General features: G+C 64.9%; 13 protein-coding genes. 9 read left to right on the forward strand and 4 right to left on the reverse strand.

Translation table 11 applies throughout. The annotated features are described in order from the left end of the window. Positions 1-39: 39 nt before the first annotated feature. On the reverse strand, positions 40-573 hold the full coding sequence (locus tag ACTUWL_RS02235; RefSeq protein WP_021082281.1) for a DUF2059 domain-containing protein: 534 nt from the start codon (positions 571-573) through the stop codon (positions 40-42). Between the two features lie 23 nt (positions 574-596). Next, the gene (rpiA, locus tag ACTUWL_RS02240; RefSeq protein WP_021082282.1) at positions 597-1295 is read right to left on the reverse strand and encodes a ribose-5-phosphate isomerase RpiA; all 699 of its coding nucleotides are present in this window, start codon (positions 1293-1295) and stop codon (positions 597-599) included. A gap of 208 nt (positions 1296-1503) precedes the next feature. Between rpiA and ACTUWL_RS02245 the strand changes: the two genes are divergently transcribed. The 6 genes from ACTUWL_RS02245 (at position 1504) to ACTUWL_RS02270 (ending at position 7984) form a co-directional block, all read left to right on the forward strand. Beyond that, positions 1504-2184, forward strand: a complete 681-nt coding sequence (locus tag ACTUWL_RS02245) for an HAD hydrolase-like protein (RefSeq protein WP_021082283.1) — start codon at positions 1504-1506, stop codon at positions 2182-2184. Positions 2185-2344: 160 nt separating this feature from the next. Next, positions 2345-2809, forward strand: a complete 465-nt coding sequence (locus tag ACTUWL_RS02250) for a magnesium chelatase accessory protein (RefSeq protein ID WP_021082284.1) — start codon at positions 2345-2347, stop codon at positions 2807-2809. Positions 2810-3052: 243 nt separating this feature from the next. Continuing rightward, positions 3053-4087: a GTP 3',8-cyclase MoaA gene (gene moaA / locus ACTUWL_RS02255; RefSeq protein WP_021082285.1), complete on the forward strand. Its 1035-nt coding sequence runs from the start codon at positions 3053-3055 to the stop codon at positions 4085-4087. A 346-nt stretch (positions 4088-4433) separates the two neighbouring features. After that, positions 4434-4973: a TRAP transporter small permease subunit gene (locus tag ACTUWL_RS02260; RefSeq protein ID WP_021082286.1), complete on the forward strand. Its 540-nt coding sequence runs from the start codon at positions 4434-4436 to the stop codon at positions 4971-4973. Beyond that, positions 4970-6574, forward strand: a complete 1605-nt coding sequence (locus tag ACTUWL_RS02265) for a TRAP transporter large permease (protein ID WP_021082287.1) — start codon at positions 4970-4972, stop codon at positions 6572-6574. The genes ACTUWL_RS02260 and ACTUWL_RS02265 overlap by 4 nt, the downstream gene beginning before the upstream one ends. Before the next feature lie 120 nt (positions 6575-6694). Continuing rightward, entirely contained in the window at positions 6695-7984 is a 1290-nt protein-coding gene (locus tag ACTUWL_RS02270) for a M20/M25/M40 family metallo-hydrolase (protein WP_035653570.1), read from the forward strand. Positions 7985-8036: 52 nt separating this feature from the next. On the opposite strand, the gene ACTUWL_RS02275 is transcribed toward ACTUWL_RS02270, so the two are convergent. After that, a complete protein-coding gene (locus ACTUWL_RS02275; protein WP_021082289.1) occupies positions 8037-9371 on the reverse strand; it encodes a sensor histidine kinase in 1335 nt (444 codons plus the stop codon). A gap of 2 nt (positions 9372-9373) precedes the next feature. After that, on the reverse strand, positions 9374-10048 hold the full coding sequence (locus ACTUWL_RS02280; RefSeq protein ID WP_021082290.1) for a response regulator transcription factor: 675 nt from the start codon (positions 10046-10048) through the stop codon (positions 9374-9376). 403 nt (positions 10049-10451) lie between these two features. On the opposite strand from ACTUWL_RS02280, the gene ACTUWL_RS02285 reads away from it, so the two are divergent. The 3 genes from ACTUWL_RS02285 to ACTUWL_RS02295 all read left to right on the forward strand — a co-directional run bounded on the left by ACTUWL_RS02285 (position 10452) and on the right by ACTUWL_RS02295 (position 16545). Next, positions 10452-11642: an efflux RND transporter periplasmic adaptor subunit gene (locus ACTUWL_RS02285; RefSeq protein ID WP_021082291.1), complete on the forward strand. Its 1191-nt coding sequence runs from the start codon at positions 10452-10454 to the stop codon at positions 11640-11642. Between the two features lie 58 nt (positions 11643-11700). Beyond that, positions 11701-14949 carry an efflux RND transporter permease subunit gene (locus ACTUWL_RS02290; protein ID WP_021082292.1) on the forward strand — a complete coding sequence of 1083 codons (3249 nt, stop codon included), beginning with the start codon at positions 11701-11703 and terminating at the stop codon, positions 14947-14949. A gap of 93 nt (positions 14950-15042) precedes the next feature. Then, a complete protein-coding gene (locus tag ACTUWL_RS02295; protein ID WP_291734348.1) occupies positions 15043-16545 on the forward strand; it encodes an efflux transporter outer membrane subunit in 1503 nt (500 codons plus the stop codon). Positions 16546-16573: the final 28 nt, after the last annotated feature.

Below are 16573 nucleotides of genomic sequence, written 5' to 3' on the forward strand. Positions count from 1 at the left end.
CGCAAGCGGGGCGAGGTGACAAGCGCGCTTAGATATCCTTTAGATATCCTTGCCGCGCTTCTTCATCTCGGCCTTGAACTGGCCGGCGACGATCACGCCGAACTGCTGGGCCCATTGCTGCATATATTGCAGCGAGCCGTTGATTGCAGTGGGCTCCGCGGTCAAAAGCTTCTGGCCGAGCGGGGTCTTGTAGAACGTCACGAGATCCTTCAGCTCCTGCTCGGTGAACTCGGCGGCGTAGATCTGCGCCATGCCCTCGCCGATCTCCTTCTCACCGCCGGCGAACTGCTTGGCGACGATCACCGCGACCTCGTCGAGATCCTTCTGGTAGTTCAGGTACTGCTGCAACAGACCGGTCTTGGTCTTCTCGATGATCCCCGGAACGGCGCCGGAGTACATCACCGCCACGTTCTTCATGGTCAGGATTTCCTTGGCAGCCGCGATCGCCGCGGGCGTCGACTGCTTGACCTTGGGCATCGGAGGCAGCTGCTGCTGCGCCATGGCCGGTGCGGCCGCCAGCGCCAGTCCAGCAGCCAGGGCCGCCGCCGACAAAAGTCCCGAAAAACGCTTCATTCCAAGTCTCCTTGCTTGCGGCGCTATCGCCGTTCAACAACCCGAATTCCCTGCGCGCCGGCCAGAACGGCGACGCTGCCAAGCCCGATGAACAGGCCGTGTTCGACCACGCCCGGAATGACGCTGAGCAGACCCGCAAGACGCGGCGGGTCGCCGATCCGGCCGAGATGGGCATCGACGATCCAGTGGCCGCCATCGGTGACAAAAACGTGACCGTCCTTGCCCTTGCGGATGACCATTTGGCCGGACACGCCGGCCTCACCGAACGCTCGCGCCAGCGCGGCCTGGGTGGCGGCGAGCCCGAACGGGATCACCTCGATCGGCAGCGGAAAGCGGCCGAGCACGTCGACCCATTTGCTGTCGTCGGCGATCACGATCATGCGATCACTGGCGGCGGCCACGATCTTCTCGCGCAGCAGCGCGCCGCCGCCGCCCTTGATCAGATTGAGCGCGGGGTCGATCTCGTCGGCGCCGTCGATGGTGAGGTCGAGATGGTCGATCTCGTCGAGCGTGGTCAGCGGCACGCCGCAGCGGATCGCGTCCGCCCGGGTCGCCTCCGAGGTCGGCACGCCGATCACCTTCATGCCGGCGCGGACCTTCTCGCCGAGCAGCTCGACGAAATGCTTGGCGGTCGACCCGGTGCCGAGCCCGAGTTTCATGCCGTCGCGCACCTCTTCGAGCGCGCGCGCCGCCGCCTGGCGTTTCAGTGCGTCCATGTCCACGTGCCGATAGCCCCCGGTTGTCGATTCCGGGCACGCCATCGGCCGCCCAGCGGGCGCATATCTAGCCTCGATTCACCGGCAGGAACAGCGCCATCCGGACCGGTCTTCTGGACGAAACGGCATCGATCACGGCCAAAATCGCCGAAAACCGCTCTCCGGCCGCATCTGCTCTTGCATCGCGGTGCGCAGCCCGATAGCGAAATGCGTGATGTCCGCCGCCTCTCCCCCCATCATCGTGTTCGATCTCGACGGCACGCTGGTCGACACCGCGCCCGACCTGATCAGCGCACTGAACCACGTGCTCGACCGCGAAGGTCTGCGGCCGGTGCCGCTGTCAGCCGCCCGCAACATGATCGGCGCCGGCGCGCGCAAGCTGCTCGAGCGCGGGCTCGAAGTGGAAGGCCGCGTGGTCAGCATCGGTGAGCTCGATCGCCTGACCAGGGATTTCATCGACTTCTACGCCGAGCACATCGCCGACGGCTCGCGTCCGTTCGACGGGCTCGAGGCCGCGCTCGACCGGCTCGCATCGAAGGGCCATCGCTTGGCGGTCTGCACCAACAAGCTGGAGTGGCTGTCGAAGCTGTTGCTCGACAGGCTCGACCTGACGCCGCGCTTTGCCGCCATCTGCGGCCAGGACACGTTCGGGATCGCCAAGCCGGATCCGGCGTTCCTGCGCGAGACGGTGGCCCGTGCCGGCGGCCGGCTGCCCGGCGCGATCATGGTCGGCGATGCCGGCCCCGACGTCGGGGTCGCCCGGCGCGCCAACGTCCCGGTGATCGGGGTCGATTTCGGCTATACCGACGTCCCGATGACCGAGCTGAAGCCGGACCGGCTGATCAGCCATATGCGCGATCTGCCGGACGCCATCGCCAGCCTCATCGCGACATAAGTTTTTCGCAACACACTGATATCGCTTGGCAATGTTTTGCCATGCGATTTTTTCATTAACCATCCTTTAACGAACAGGCCTCGCCCTGTTGCGCCTCTGTTCCGACGCTCCTATGGTCGGGCCGGGGATTGTGGCTGATTGCCGCAGTAGAGTGTGGATCATGCGTCGTATCATCGTAATTGCGGCCGCCGGGCTGAGCCTGGCCGGCTGCTCCTCCTTCTCATTGGATTCGTTCAAGTCCGCGCCACCGCCAATGCAGGTGCAGCTGGATTCGAATCCGCAAGGCGCCGACGCCGTGACGTCGATCGGACCGGGCTGCAAAACGCCCTGCTCCGTGTCGATCCCGACGCCGGAGAGCAACTTCACCGTCACCTTCAACATGCCGAAGTTCCAACCGGCGACGGTGCCGGTTACGGTGACCCGCTCGCCGGGCGACTTCGCGAGCCCGGCCACCACCGCGCTCGATCCCAGCCCGGTGTTCGCCGAGCTGCAGCCCGCCGGCCCGCCGCCGCGCGCGCACAAGGGGATGCGGCCGAAAAAGAAGAAGCCGAAGCCGGCTGCCGCTGCGGCCCCCGCCGCTGCGCCTGACGCGGCGCCGCCGGCTGCGGCGGCTCCGACGCGCTAGCACGCAGCATTGCGCACTGCACAAAGAACCCGGCCCAAGGCCGGGTTTTGGTTTTCGTCGAGACACATCGGCGATTGCGATCATGCATCGCGCGATCTACCTCGCCTATCACTTTGCAATTCGCATTGCAGGTTGCGGATCATCCCTTGGAACGCATTGTGACGCTGTGCCAACATGCATAGATTGTGCGTGCGGGCCGGCCACGGCTTGGCCCGCAGCGACAGATTGCAAGGCTCGAGCTGAATGAACGGATCCACGCAGGCGCATCCCGACACGCTGTTCCGTCCGATGACCGACCCGTTCGGCCGGACCATCCGTTACCTGCGTGTCTCCGTCACCGACCGCTGCGACCTGCGCTGCTTCTATTGCATGTCGGAAGACATGACCTTCCTGCCGAAGGCCGATCTCTTGACGCTGGAGGAGCTCGACCGGCTCTGCTCCGCCTTCGTCGCCAAGGGCGTGCGCAAGATCCGCCTCACCGGCGGCGAGCCGCTGGTCCGCCGCAATGTGATGGGCCTGGTGCGTTCGCTGTCACGCCATCTGACGACGGGCGCGCTCGACGAACTGACGCTGACCACCAACGGCTCGCAGCTCGCGCGCTTCGCGCAGGAGCTGGCCGATTGCGGCGTGCGCCGCGTCAACGTCTCCCTCGACACGCTCGATCCCGTAAAATTCCGGAGCATCACCCGCTGGGGCGACATCGACAAGGTGCTGTCGGGCATCGAGGCGGCGCGATCGGCCGGGCTCGCGGTCAAGATCAACGCGGTCGCGCTGAAGAACTTGAACGAGGACGAGATTCCCGCGCTGATGGAATGGGCGCATGGCAAGGCAATGGGCTTGACGCTGATCGAGGTGATGCCGATGGGCGACATCGGCGAAGGCCGCATCGATCAATATGTGCCGCTGTCGCTGCTGCGCGCGCGGCTCGAGAAGCACTACACGCTGACCGACCTCGCCGACGACACCGGCGGCCCTGCCCGCTATGTCCGGGTCACCGAGACCGGCGGCAAGCTCGGCTTCATCACGCCGATGACCCACAATTTCTGCGAATCCTGCAACCGGGTGCGGATCACTTGCACCGGCACGCTGCACACCTGCCTCGGCCATGAGGACGCCTCCGACCTGCGCCGGCCGCTGCGCAGCTCGCCGGACGATGATCTGCTGTCGGCGGCGATCGACCGGGCCATCGGACTGAAGCCGAAGGGGCACGATTTCATCATCGACCGCCGCCACAACCGCCCGAGCGTCAGCCGCCACATGAGCGTGACAGGCGGCTAGTTCAAAACCCTGCGCCGACGCCTGCGTCGTCCTCCGATTTCCAAGGCGGGACAACGGTTTGCCGTGCCGTCAATTTGCCCATTTTCCGATTGACGGCGCTACACGGCGCTGATTTGGTGCCCCGGCTTTCACGCTTGCCCGGCCGGATAGGCCGCTGCCTCCCGTCGGCTCCAGCCGACGATCCGGCAGCCAAGAGCACCTAAAGACGGCGGAAGCGGATTTCGGGGGAGGACGAACGCTTGCAACTGCTCCTGAAAGTGAGCCGTGCTCCGCGCGCATGCGCGCGGCGGCCGGATGATGCTTGAAAGATATTCGGTGCGCAGATCGCGCGACCGCGGAGATCGTGATGCGCCCAATGTTGGCACTAAGTCAGGCCATCGACCGCCTCAATGAGAAGATCGGCACCATCTGCAACCTGCTCGTGCTGATCGCCTGCCTGGTCAGCGCCGGCAATGCCATGATCCGCTACGCGTTCAGCTACTCCTCGAACGGCTGGCTCGAGGCGCAGTGGTACATGTTCGCGATCCTCGTGATGTTCGGCGCCTCCTACACCTTCAAGCGCAATGAGCATGTCCGCGTCGAGATCCTTTATCTGATGCTGTCCGAACGCGGCCAGCTCTGGCTCGACCTGATCGGCACGCTGTTCTTCCTGATTCCGGCCTGCCTGCTGCTCGCCTACCTGTCCTGGCCGTTCTTCTACCAGGCTTATGCGGTCGGCGAGATGAGCGGCAATGCCGGCGGCCTGCTGCGCTGGCCGATCAAGTTCGTTATCCCGTCCGGCTTCGTGATGCTTGCGTTGCAAGGCGTCTCAGAGGTGATCAAGCGGATCGCCGCGCTGCAGGGCTATGTGACCATCGACGCGAAGTATGAGAGGCCGACGCAATGACGATCACGTTGGAGATGATGCCGCCGCTGATGTTCGGCGGCCTGATCGTTGCGATGCTGATCGGCTATCCGGTGGCGTTCACGCTCGCCGCGGTCGGCCTGTCGTTCGGGTTCCTGTCGATCTATCTCGGCTTCTTCGACCTCAACTTCCTGCAGGCGATTCCGGGCCGCATCTTCGGCAGCGTGCTGTCCAACGAGCTGCTGCTCGCGATCCCGTTCTTCACCTTCATGGGCGCGATATTGGAGAGATGCGGGCTGGCCGAGGACATGCTGGATTCGATGGGCCAGCTGTTCGGCCCGATCCGCGGCGGCCTCGGCTATTCCGTGATCATCGTCGGCTTCATCCTCGGCGCCATCACCGGCACGGTGGCGGCGCAGGTGATCGCCATGGCGCTGATCTCGATGCCGGTGATGATCCGCTACGGCTACAACATCCGCTACATCACCGGCGTGCTCGCCGCCTCCGGCACCATCACCCAACTCGTTCCGCCCTCGCTGGTGCTGATCGTGCTCGCCGACCAGCTCGGCAAGTCGGTCGGCGACATGTATCTCGGCGCCTGGGGCCCGTCCGTGTTCCAGATCCTGCTGTTCGCCGGCTACACCTTCCTGCTCGGCATCTTCAAGCCGAGCCACGTGCCCGCGGTGCCGATCGAGGCCCGCACCTTGACCGGCTGGGCGCTGTGGAAGAAGTGCCTGCTCGGCATCATCCCGTCAGCGGTGCTGATCTTCGTCGTGCTCGGCACCATGATGATGGGCCTTGCGACCCCGACCGAAGCCGGCGCAATGGGTGCGGTCGGCGCCATCGTGCTCGCTGCGATCCACCACAAGGACTTCAGCGCGACCGGCCGCAAGGTGCTGATAGCAGGCGTGATCGCCGGCGGCATCGGCACCATCATCGCGATGCTGTTCAGCGAGAACCTGATCTTCAGGCTCGCCTTCGCGATCACCTATCTCGCGGTGGTCTGGATCTGCCTCGAGGCGGTGAAGATCCCTGACCTGCGCGACCTGATCAAGCAGGGCTACGAGACCACCATGCGCATCACCTGCATGGTCACCTTCATCCTGATCGGTTCGACCTGCTTCTCGGTGGTGTTCCTCGGTGTGTCCGGCGGGGTTTGGCTGGAGCACATGCTGACCTCGCTGCCGGGCGGCGTCTGGGGCTTCCTGATCTTCATCAACATCTTCATCTTCTTCCTGGCGTTCTTCCTCGACTTTTTCGAGATCGCCTTCATCATCCTGCCGATGATCGCCCCGATCGCGCAGAAGGTGCTGGCGCCGGTGGTCGGCCCGGATGCGGCGCTGATCTGGTTCGGCGTGATGCTCTGCGTCAACATGCAGACCTCGTTCCTGCATCCGCCGTTCGGCTTCGCGCTGTTCTATCTGCGCGGCGTGGCGCCGAAGGAAGTGAAGAGCTCGGACATCTACTGGGGCGCGATGCCCTGGATCGGGCTGCAGGCGATCATGGTGGCGCTTGTCATCGCGTTCCCGGTGGTGGTCACCGGCCTGCTCGACAAGCCGCTCGACGTCGACCTCAACAAGGTCAAGATCGAGGTGCCGCAGATCGAGTTGCCGCCGCTCGATTTCGGCCAGCCGAAGCAATAGCCGGCGTCAGCCCCTGCGGCGCGCCTCGCTTCCGCGAGGCGGGCCGCGATGGTTGACGGCGGCGGCGCGGCCTGTGAAGACGGGGATCCGGATCGTCCTCGAACCCACAGATCGCCGCCCATGCCCCAATCGCGTTCCACCCGCTCGTTCGTCCGCCCGCTCATCGCATCCCTCGGCCTGGCGCTTGCCGCCACCACGGCGCAGGCAGCGCCGGCAGCCGACATTCGCGCGCTGGCACAGCAGGAGCAGCAGCCGCTGCTCGACACCCTGCGCGACCTCGTGCAGATCGAATCCGGCAGCAAGGACCTCGACGGCCTCAACCAGATCGCCGCGCGCATCGCTGCGGAGCTCAAGCAGCTCGGCGGCGCGGTGGACATCCTGCAGACCACCGACATCTATCGCCTCGACGACACGCCCGAGAAGATCGGCCCGGCCGTGCGGGCCGTCTTCAAGGGCACGGGCAGCGCGAAGATCATGCTGATCGCGCACATGGACACGGTCTATCTCAAGGGCATGCTGAAGGATCAACCCTTCCGCATCGACGGCGACAAGGCCTATGGACTCGGCATCGCCGACGACAAGCAGGGCGTCGCCACCATCATCCACACCGTGGCGCTGCTGCAGAAGCTGAACTTCAAGGACTACGGCACGCTCACGGTGCTGATCAACGGCGACGAGGAGATCTCCTCGCCCGGCTGGCGCTCAACCATCACCCGCACCGCCGCGGAGCAGGACGCCGTATTCTCGTTCGAGGGCAGCGACGCCAGCGGCACGCTCCGCCTCGCCACCAGCGGCATCGGCTCGGCCTATCTCACGGTGCACGGCAAGTCGTCGCACGCAGGCGCCAGGCCCGAGGGCGGCGTGAATGCGCTCTACGAGCTGTCGCACCAGGTGCTGCAGATGAAGGACCTGTCCAAGCCCGAGCAGGGCCTGAAGCTGAACTGGACGGTGTCGAAGTCCGGCACCAACCGCAACGTGATCCCCGCCGAAGCCACCGCCCAGGCCGACGCACGCGCGCTCAAGGTCGCGGATTTCGACGAGCTCGAGAAGGCCCTGCAGGACAAGATCAAGAACCGCCTGCTGCCCGACTCCAAGGTGGACGTGAAGTTCGAGGTGCGCCGCCCGCCGCTCGAAGCCAACGACGCCTCGCGCAACGTGGCCGGCCACGGCAAGGCGATCTATCAGGAACTGGGCCTGTCGATGAACGTCGCCGAAAGGGCCACCGGCGGCGGCACCGACGCCGCCTTTGCCGCCCTCAAGACCAAGGGGGCCGTGGTCGAAGGCATGGGCCTGTCCGGCTTCGGCGCGCACTCCAACGATGCCGAATACGTCCAGCTCAACAGCATCGTGCCGCGCCTGTACCTGACCACGCGGATGATCATGGACCTGTCCGACGGCAAGGTGAAGTAAAGCGGCACGGTCGGCGACCCGGCCGGGCTGCCGCCGAAAACCGGTGAGCCGGTCACGCGGTCGCCGGCTCGGCCTTGGCGAGATGAAAGCTCAGCGTGAACTGGGCACCGCCGGATGGCAGGTTCTCGACCTTGATCGTCGCGTCGTGATCGTCGACCACGCCCCGGACGATCGAGAGTCCGAGCCCCGCACCATCCGTGCGGTGGCGCTGCCGATCGCCACGCCAGAAGCGCTGGAACACCAGGCCCTGCTCGGCAGGCGCGATGCCGGGCCCGCAGTCGCGCACCTGCACCGAGCCGTCCTCGTGCACCTCGACATCGACTGACGTAGCGTCGGCGGTGTATTTGATGGCGTTCTCCGCCAGATTGAAGATCGCCCGCTGCAGCATCTCGGCATTGCCCTTGACCCGCACCGGACCGTCGGTGCCGCGCAGCGCGATGTCCTTCTGCTGCGCCAGCGCGTAGGGCGCGATCGAGCCGACCACCTCGGCGCACACCGCGCGCAGGTCCGCGGTCTCGCCGGGGTCCAGCACCAGCGTATCGAGCTCGGCGATCTCGAGCAGCTGACTGACGATACGGCTCATGCTCTCGATGTCGGCATGCAGCTCCCTGGTCCCCTTGCTCGCATCCAGCGTCTCGATCCGAGTCCTCAGGATCGCGAGCGGGGTGCGCAGCTGATGTGCGGCATCGGCCGTGAACTGGCGCTGCACATGAAACCCTTCCTCCAGACGGTCGAAGGCCTGGTTGACAGCGGTCACCAGCGGCAGGATCTCGCTCGGAATCCCCTTCGTCGGCAGCCGGACGCCGGTCCTGGCCGGCCCGATGGTCCTGGCCTCCTCCGATGCCCGCAACAGCGGAACCACGGCGCGGCGGAAGATCAGGATGTCGGTCGCAAGCAGAATCAGGAGAATCGGGATGGTGATCCAGCCGACCCGCCGGAAGAAGTTGGAGACGATGTCGTCGATGATGACGTCGCGATGCGACAAGTCCTCGGCGACCTGGATGCGCAGCGTCTCGCCGCCGAGCACCTTGGTGACGCTGGCGCCGGAAATCCGGTTGGCCGAGGCGGGCGGCCGCGGCGGCTCGCGATGCGACGAGAACAGCAGATGATCGTCCGCATCGTAGATATCGTAGCGGTAGCGGCCATACGCGTCGGAATACAGCCCCCTCAGGCTGTCCGGCAGGTTGAGCTGCACCTTGCCGGCGGCATCGACCGCGAGGTTCTCGCCGAGATCGGCGGCTTGGTCGCGCATCGCCTCGCTATGCAGATGGTTGATCTCCGAATTCAACAGCCACAGCAGCAGCAGCGGCAGGAAGATCGCAGCGACCGCGACCGCCACGATGTGCAGGAACACGATCCGCGAGGTCAGCGACGTGAAGCGGAACACCCCTATTTTTCCTCCGCCATCAAATAGCCGACGCCGCGAATGGTGTGGATGATGACCCTGGCGCGGTGCTCGGTCAGCAGCTTGCGCAGGCGCGACACATAGACCTCGACGGCATTCGAGGCGACCTCGCCCGACAGACCGAAGATGTGGTCCTCGACGTTCTTCTTCGGCACCACCCGGCCCTGCCGCCGCAGCAGGATCTCCAGCACGGATGTCTCACGCGCGGAGAAGACGTGCGGCGCACCGTCGACGAACACCTGCTTGCTCTCGGTGTCGTAGACAAGATTGGCGAGCTTGAGCGACGAGCCGAGCAGTTGGCCGGGCCGCCGCAGAATGGCTTCGAGCCGCGCCACCAGCTCCTCCAGCGCGAACGGCTTCGCCAGATAATCGTCCGCGCCGCTGCGCAGGCCATTGACCCGATCCTGCAGCCCGTTGCGCGCTGTCAGCACCAGGACCGGCAGCGGGTCGCTCCTGCGGCGCAGCTCCGACAGCACCGACAGGCCATCGCCGTCGGGCAGACCGAGATCGAGGATCATGGCAGCATAACTGACGCTGCGCAGCGCATCGCGCGCTTCGGCGACGCTGTTGACGATGTCGGACTCATAGCCCGCCGCCATCAACCCGCTGGCGAGCAGTCTCGAGAGCTCGACATTGTCCTCGACGATCAAAAGGCGCATCGCAGCATTCCTGTCTTCACCAAAGCGCGCCTGTTCGCACACCCGATTGCAATAGGCCAGCCATTCCCGAAATACCGGAACAGACCACTTCGCGGGCACCAGCATCGTGCAAATGCCGCGCATGTCCGCAGACCGCCCCAGACACGCGAAACCGGCTATGTTTTTTCTATGGGCGGACCGGCCCGCGCCTACAAAAAATAGATAAAACCGCCTATGCTGCAACGGAAATTCGTTAGTCGCATGCGAGGTTTGTGCAAAGCAGTGTAAGGCTGGCGTAAGCTGGTCCTGATAACAGGTTCCTGGCCCCGTCGAGACCAACATTCCTGTCCGCGATGCGGTTAGGTTTCGGGTTCTTGTGCGGCCTCTCCAATCTCGGCGAATCGGGCGGACGATGTCATTTCGGATGAAGTATGCGGGTTACTTTGCGCTGCCCCTGCTGGCTGGACTGCTGGCGGGCGCATGGCTGCTGGTGCGAACCAGCGGCGTCGAGAGTGTCAAGGCGGCTGCGCCGACCAACACGGCGCCTGACGTCAACATCGAGCAGCAATATGTCGTCCTGACCGACAAGCAGGCCGCCAACTTCAAGATCATGCCCGCCGAACAGCGCTCCTTCAAGACGCTGAAGAATGCGGTCGGCTCGATCGACTTTAATCAGAACATGCTGGTGCAGGCGTTCACGCCGAATCCGGGACGGATCGTCGATACGTTCTTCAACGTCGGCGACGAAGTGAAGAAGGGCGATGCGCTGTTCACCATCGACAGCCCGGACCTGCTTCAGGCCGAATCCGGACTGCTTGCGTCGGCCGGCGTGCTCGAGCTGCAGACGAGAACGCTCGCGCGGGTCAAGCAGCTGCTCAAGACCGGCGGCGGCGCGCAGAAGGACGTCGATCAGGCCACGTCGGATCAGCAGACCGCCGAAGGCAATTTCAAGGCCGGACGAGACGCAGTCCGCTTGTTCGGCAAGACCGATGCCGAGATCGATCGCATCGTCGCCGATCGCAAGGTCGACTCCATCCTGGTCGTTCCAAGCACGATTTCGGGCCGAATCATCGCGCGCAATGCCGCGCCCGGCCTCTACGTGCAGCCCGGCAACGCGCCGGCCCCCTACTCGCTGGCCGACATCTCGACGATGTGGATGGTGGCCAACGTGATCGAAACCGACGCGCCATCTTATCGGATCGGCCAGCCGGTCGAGGTGCGGGTGCCGGCCTATCCAGGCGAGGTGTTTCGCGGCCGGGTGACGACGCTCGGCCTCAACATCGATCCGAACTCGCACCGCCAGCTGGTGCGTTCGGTGATCGAGGATCCCCAGCACAAGCTGCGCGCCGGCATGCTCGCGAGCTTCACCATCGAGACCGAGCCGCCGAAGATGTCGGTCAGCGTGCCGCTCGAGGCCATCGTCCGCGAGGGTGACGGAACGATGACAGTGTGGGTCACGACTGATGGCCGACGGTTCGATCGACGGTCGGTGAAGATCGGAATGGAGCAGGACGGCTGGCGTCAGATCCTCGACGGCGTTGCCGCCGGCGAGAAGATCGCCTCCACCGGCGCGGTGTTCCTCAGCAACAAGTTTGCCAACGCGGCCACAGGCTAGCCGTGGCCGCCGAGATCAACCGCGCCGTCCATCGTTCAAGACCAAGTGCAGTAGTCCAGTGATCAAGAGCATCCTCCAGTTTGGCCTGACACGAAGCGCCGTCATCGTGCTCAGCCTTGCCGTGTTTTGTGCCGCCGGCATCGCCGCGTTCTACAAGCTGAACATCGAGGCCTATCCGAACCCGGCGCCGGTCATCCTCGAGATCACGGCACAGGCCGCCGGCCTCTCCGCCGAGGAGATGGAGAAGTATTATACGATCCCGATGGAGGTCGGGCTGTACTCGACGCCGGGCGTCGTCAACATCCGCTCGACCTCGTTCTACGGCCTGTCGTTCGTGCGGGTCACCTTCAAATACGGCGTCGACTACTATTTCGCGCTCTCGCAGGCCACCAACAACCTCACGCAGAACGTCCAGCTTCCCGGCAATCAGATCCCGCAAATCCAGCAATCGAGCCTGGTCGGCGAGATTTTTCGCTACCAGCTCGTCGGCCCGCCGAATTTCGGCCTGACCAACCTCAGGACCTTGCAGGACTATGTCGTCGCCCGCCGGCTGATGACGATACCGGGCGTGGTGCAGATCAACTCATGGGGCGGCACGACCAAGCAGTTCAACGTCGATGCCGACCTCGAGAAGCTCGAGGCTTACAACATCACCGTGCCGCAGCTGATCAGCGCGCTCGGTAACGCCAACATCAACGTCGGTGGCCGCGAAATCGCGATCGGCCAGCAATCCGTCAACATCCGCGGCATCGGCCTGATCAATTCCGGCGGCGAAGACGACGTCACCAAAGGCTACCGGGTCCGGGACATCGAGAACGTCGTGTTGACCCAGTCGAACGGGTTGCCGATCCAGATCAAGGACGTCGCCAAGGTGTCGGTCGGCTACGTGCCGCGGCTCGGCATCGCAGGAAAGGACAGGGACGACGACGTCGCGGCAGCGATCGTCGTCATGGGACGCACGCAGCACACCAACGACATTGTCCCCAAGGTCGAGGAGGAAGTCACCAAGATCAACAGCGACGGCACCTTGCCTCCCGGCGTCAAGATCGCGCCCTACTACGATCGCACCTCGCTGGTCAGCGTCACGACGCATACCGTGCTGCATAATTTGGTGTTCGGCTGCCTTCTGGTTTTCGTGATCCAGTGGGTCTTCCTCGGCGATCTGCGCAGCGCGCTGATCGTCAGCGCCAACATCCCGTTCGCGCTGTTCTTCGCCATCATCATCCTGGTGCTGCAGGGCGAGGACGCCAACCTGCTGTCGCTCGGTGCGGTCGATTTCGGCATCATCGTCGATTCCGCCGTCATCATGATGGAGAACATATTCCGCAACTTCCAGTCCGCGCCCGAGAACCGGCTCCGCGTGCTGCAACACCTTGCACAGGGCTATTGGGGGACCGATCCGACCACGTCGCCCAGCGGCCAGCCCGCGCCAGGCTGGACCGAACGGCTGCGCATGATCTTCGTCAGCGCATTGCAGGTCGACAAGGCGGTGTTCTTCACCGCAGCCATCACTGTCACCGCGTTCGTGCCGCTGTTCACCATGCAGGGCGTCGAAGGCCAGATCTTCGGACCGATGGCGCGCACCTATGGCTACGCGCTCGCAGGTGCTCTGCTGGCAACCTTCACCGTGACGCCGGTGCTGGCCTCGCTGCTGCTGCCGAAGCATATCGAAGAGACCGAGACCGTCATCGTGCGGTCGCTGCGTCAGGCCTACACGCCGGTGCTGCGCTGGTCGCTGTCGCATCTGAGGGTCGCGGTTGCCGCCGGCATCATCTTCCTCGGACTGAGCGGCCTTGCCGCAAGCCGGCTCGGCAGCGAGTTCCTGCCCGCGCTCGAGGAAGGCAATTTCTGGATCCGCGCCTCGATGCCACCGACCATGTCGCTCGATGCCGGTACCGAGCCGACGCGCAAGATGCGCGAGATCCTGCTGCGCCACCCCGAGATCATCACCGTGGTGTCGCAGCATGGCCGTCCCGACAATGGCAGCGACGCGTCGGCTTTCTCCAATGTCGAGCTGTTCGCGCCGATCAAGCCGTTCGACCAATGGCCGCCTGGCCTGACCAAGGAAAAGCTCACCGAGGAGCTGCAGAAGGAATTCGACGAGGAACTGCCCGGCGTCACCTTCAACTTCTCGCAATACATCCAGGACAACGTCGAGGAGGCGCTCTCGGGCGTCAAGGGTGCGAACTCAGTCAAGATCATAGGTCCGAACCTTGCAGTGCTCGAACAGCTCGCGGGCAAGGTCGCGCAGGAGATGGCCAAGATCCGCGGCGTTGCCGACCTCGGCGTCTTCCACCTGGTCGGGCAGCCCAACCTCAACATCAAGGTCAACAGGGAGAAGACCGCGCGCTACGGTCTCAATACCGGCGATGTCACGACCGTGGTCCAGGCCGCGCTCGGCGGCACCAGTGCGACGACGGTGCTCGAGGGTGACCGGCAGTTCGGCGTGGTGGTACGGCTCGATCCGAAGTTCCGCCAGAGCATCGACGAGGTGCGCGAGATCAAGGTGGCCTACCAGACGCCATCCGGCAGCAACGCCTATATTCCCTTGAGCGAACTCGCCGACATCTCGCTCGATACCGGCGCGTCGTTCATCTATCGCGAGCGCAGCCAGCGCTATATCCCGATCAAGTTCAGCGTGCGCGGCCGCGATCTCGGCAGCACGGTGGCGGAGGCGCAGAGGCGCGTCGCCGAGGCCGTGCAGCTTCCGGCCGGTTACCGGATGATCTGGTCCGGCGAGTTCGACAATCTCGAGGCCGCCAAGGCGCGCTTGTTGATCGTGGTGCCGGTGACACTGCTGCTGATCTTCGTGCTGCTCTACAGCCTGTTCAACTCGCTGCGCGACAGCCTGCTGGCGCTGGCCGGCATTCCATTCGCGGTCGGCGGCGGCCTGATCGCGCTGTACCTCGCCGGGCTCGATTTCTCGATCTCGGCCGCGATCGGCTTCATCTCGCTGTTCGGCGTCGCGGTCATGGACGGCATCCTCAACATCACCTATTTCCGCGAGTTGCGGGCCTCGGGCATGAGCATCGCGGAGGCGGTGTTCAACGGCGCCGAGCAACGCATGCGGCCGATGCTGATGACCGCGCTGTCTGCTGGCGTAGGCCTGTTCCCGGCCGCGCTGTCGCATGGTATCGGCAGTCAGGTGCAACGGCCGCTTGCGACGGTCGTAGTCGGCGGCATGTTCATCGGTCCGCTATTGCTCTTGATCGTCGCACCGGCGTTGCGCAAGATATTCCTGTCGCGCGAGCGCGTTGCTTCGCCCGACGAGACGGCTGCCGCGGCGCCGCCCGAAGCAGCGCATTAGAGGCGCCCAGTCATGCACGCCCTCAGCGCAAGAATGTCTCGCCACGCAGCCGCCTTCCCCATGCGCGCGCTGGCGGTAGCGGCCGGAGCCCTCATGCTGGCGAGCTGCGCCGTCGGCCCGAATTTCGCGCCGCCGGCCGCTCCGGACGTCGAACGCTTTACGGCCGAGAAGCTCGCTTCCCCCAGCGCCAATACCGCGGGCCCCAGCGTGCCGAAGCAGCATTTCGTCAACGGAGAGGACGTGTCGCTGCGGTGGTGGACGGCGTTCCGGTCGAAGCCGCTCGACGAGCTGATCAAGATGTCAGTCGAGCACAACCCTTCCCTGCAGTCGGCCGAAGCGGCGATCAGGATCGCGCAATACAACGCGCTGGCCCAGCGCGGGCTGTTCTTCCCGCAGATCGGTGCAAACTACACGCCCTCCCAGCAGCAGATTTCCGGCGCGTCGAGTTCGGGCCCGGGCGGCCAGTCCCCGTCGGTATTCTCGCTTCACACCGCGCAACTGAACGTCAGTTTCGTGCCGGACATCTGGGGCCAGAATGTTCGCGCGGTCGAGAGCCTTGATGCGATCTCCGAGCAGCAACTGTTCCAGCTGGAAGCGGCCTACCTCACGCTGACGGCCAACGTCGTCACCGCGGCGATCCAGGAAGCATCGCTCCGCGGCCAGATCGGAGCGATCCAGCGCGTCGTGAAGATCGAACGCGGCATTCTGGAGATCGTCAAGAACCAGTTCAACGCAGGCGGCGCCGCCCAGGTCGACGTGCTGGCGCAGGAAGCCGCGCTGGCGCAGTCCGAGCAGCTGCTGCCGCCGCTCGAAAAGCAGCTCGCGGTTCAGCGCGACCTGCTGACGTCGCTGGCCGGGCAGTTCTCGGCTGACGAGATCCTGCAAAAGTTTACGCTCGACCGCCTCACGCTCCCAGCAAACCTGCCGGTGAGCCTGCCGAGCAAGGTGATCCGCCAGCGTCCGGACGTCAGGGCCGCGGAGGCGCTGCTGCATTCGGCGAACGCCCAGATCGGCGTCGCGATCGCGGCGCGGCTGCCCAACATCACGATATCAGGAAATGCCGGAACCACCGCCTTCACCCTGGCCGAATTGTTCACGCCGGGAACCAGCTTCTACGCCATCGCGGCGAGCGCGACCCAGCCGATCTTCGATGGCCTGACGCTTTACCACAAGCAGAAGGCCGCCGAGGCCGCGGTGGACCAGGCCGACGCGCTCTATCGTCAGGCCGTCATCACGGCGATGCAGAACGTCGCCGACGCCCTGCGAAGCCTGCAGGCCGACGCCCGCGCGTTGCAGGCTGCGGTCAAGGCCGAACTCGCCGCAAAGGCCAGTCTCGACATCATTCAGAAGCAGCTTGCGCTCGGACAGGTCAACCAGGTGGTCGTGCTCAATGCCCAGCAAGTCTACCTGAACGCCGCGGTGGTCCGCGTCCAGGCCCAGGCGACCCGTCTGTCGGACACCGCCGCCCTGTTCATGGCGCTCGGCGGCGGTTGGCCCACCAACTGCGCGTCCGACGACTGGCGCAAATGCGCCCTCGAGGACGCGCCCACCACCACCGCGCAGCAGGTCAGCGAAAACCGGCCTGCGGCCCGCTGACCGGGCGGAACGCAAGGTCCCAACTGGA

Source organism: Bradyrhizobium sp. WCU1 (genome assembly GCF_053474805.1).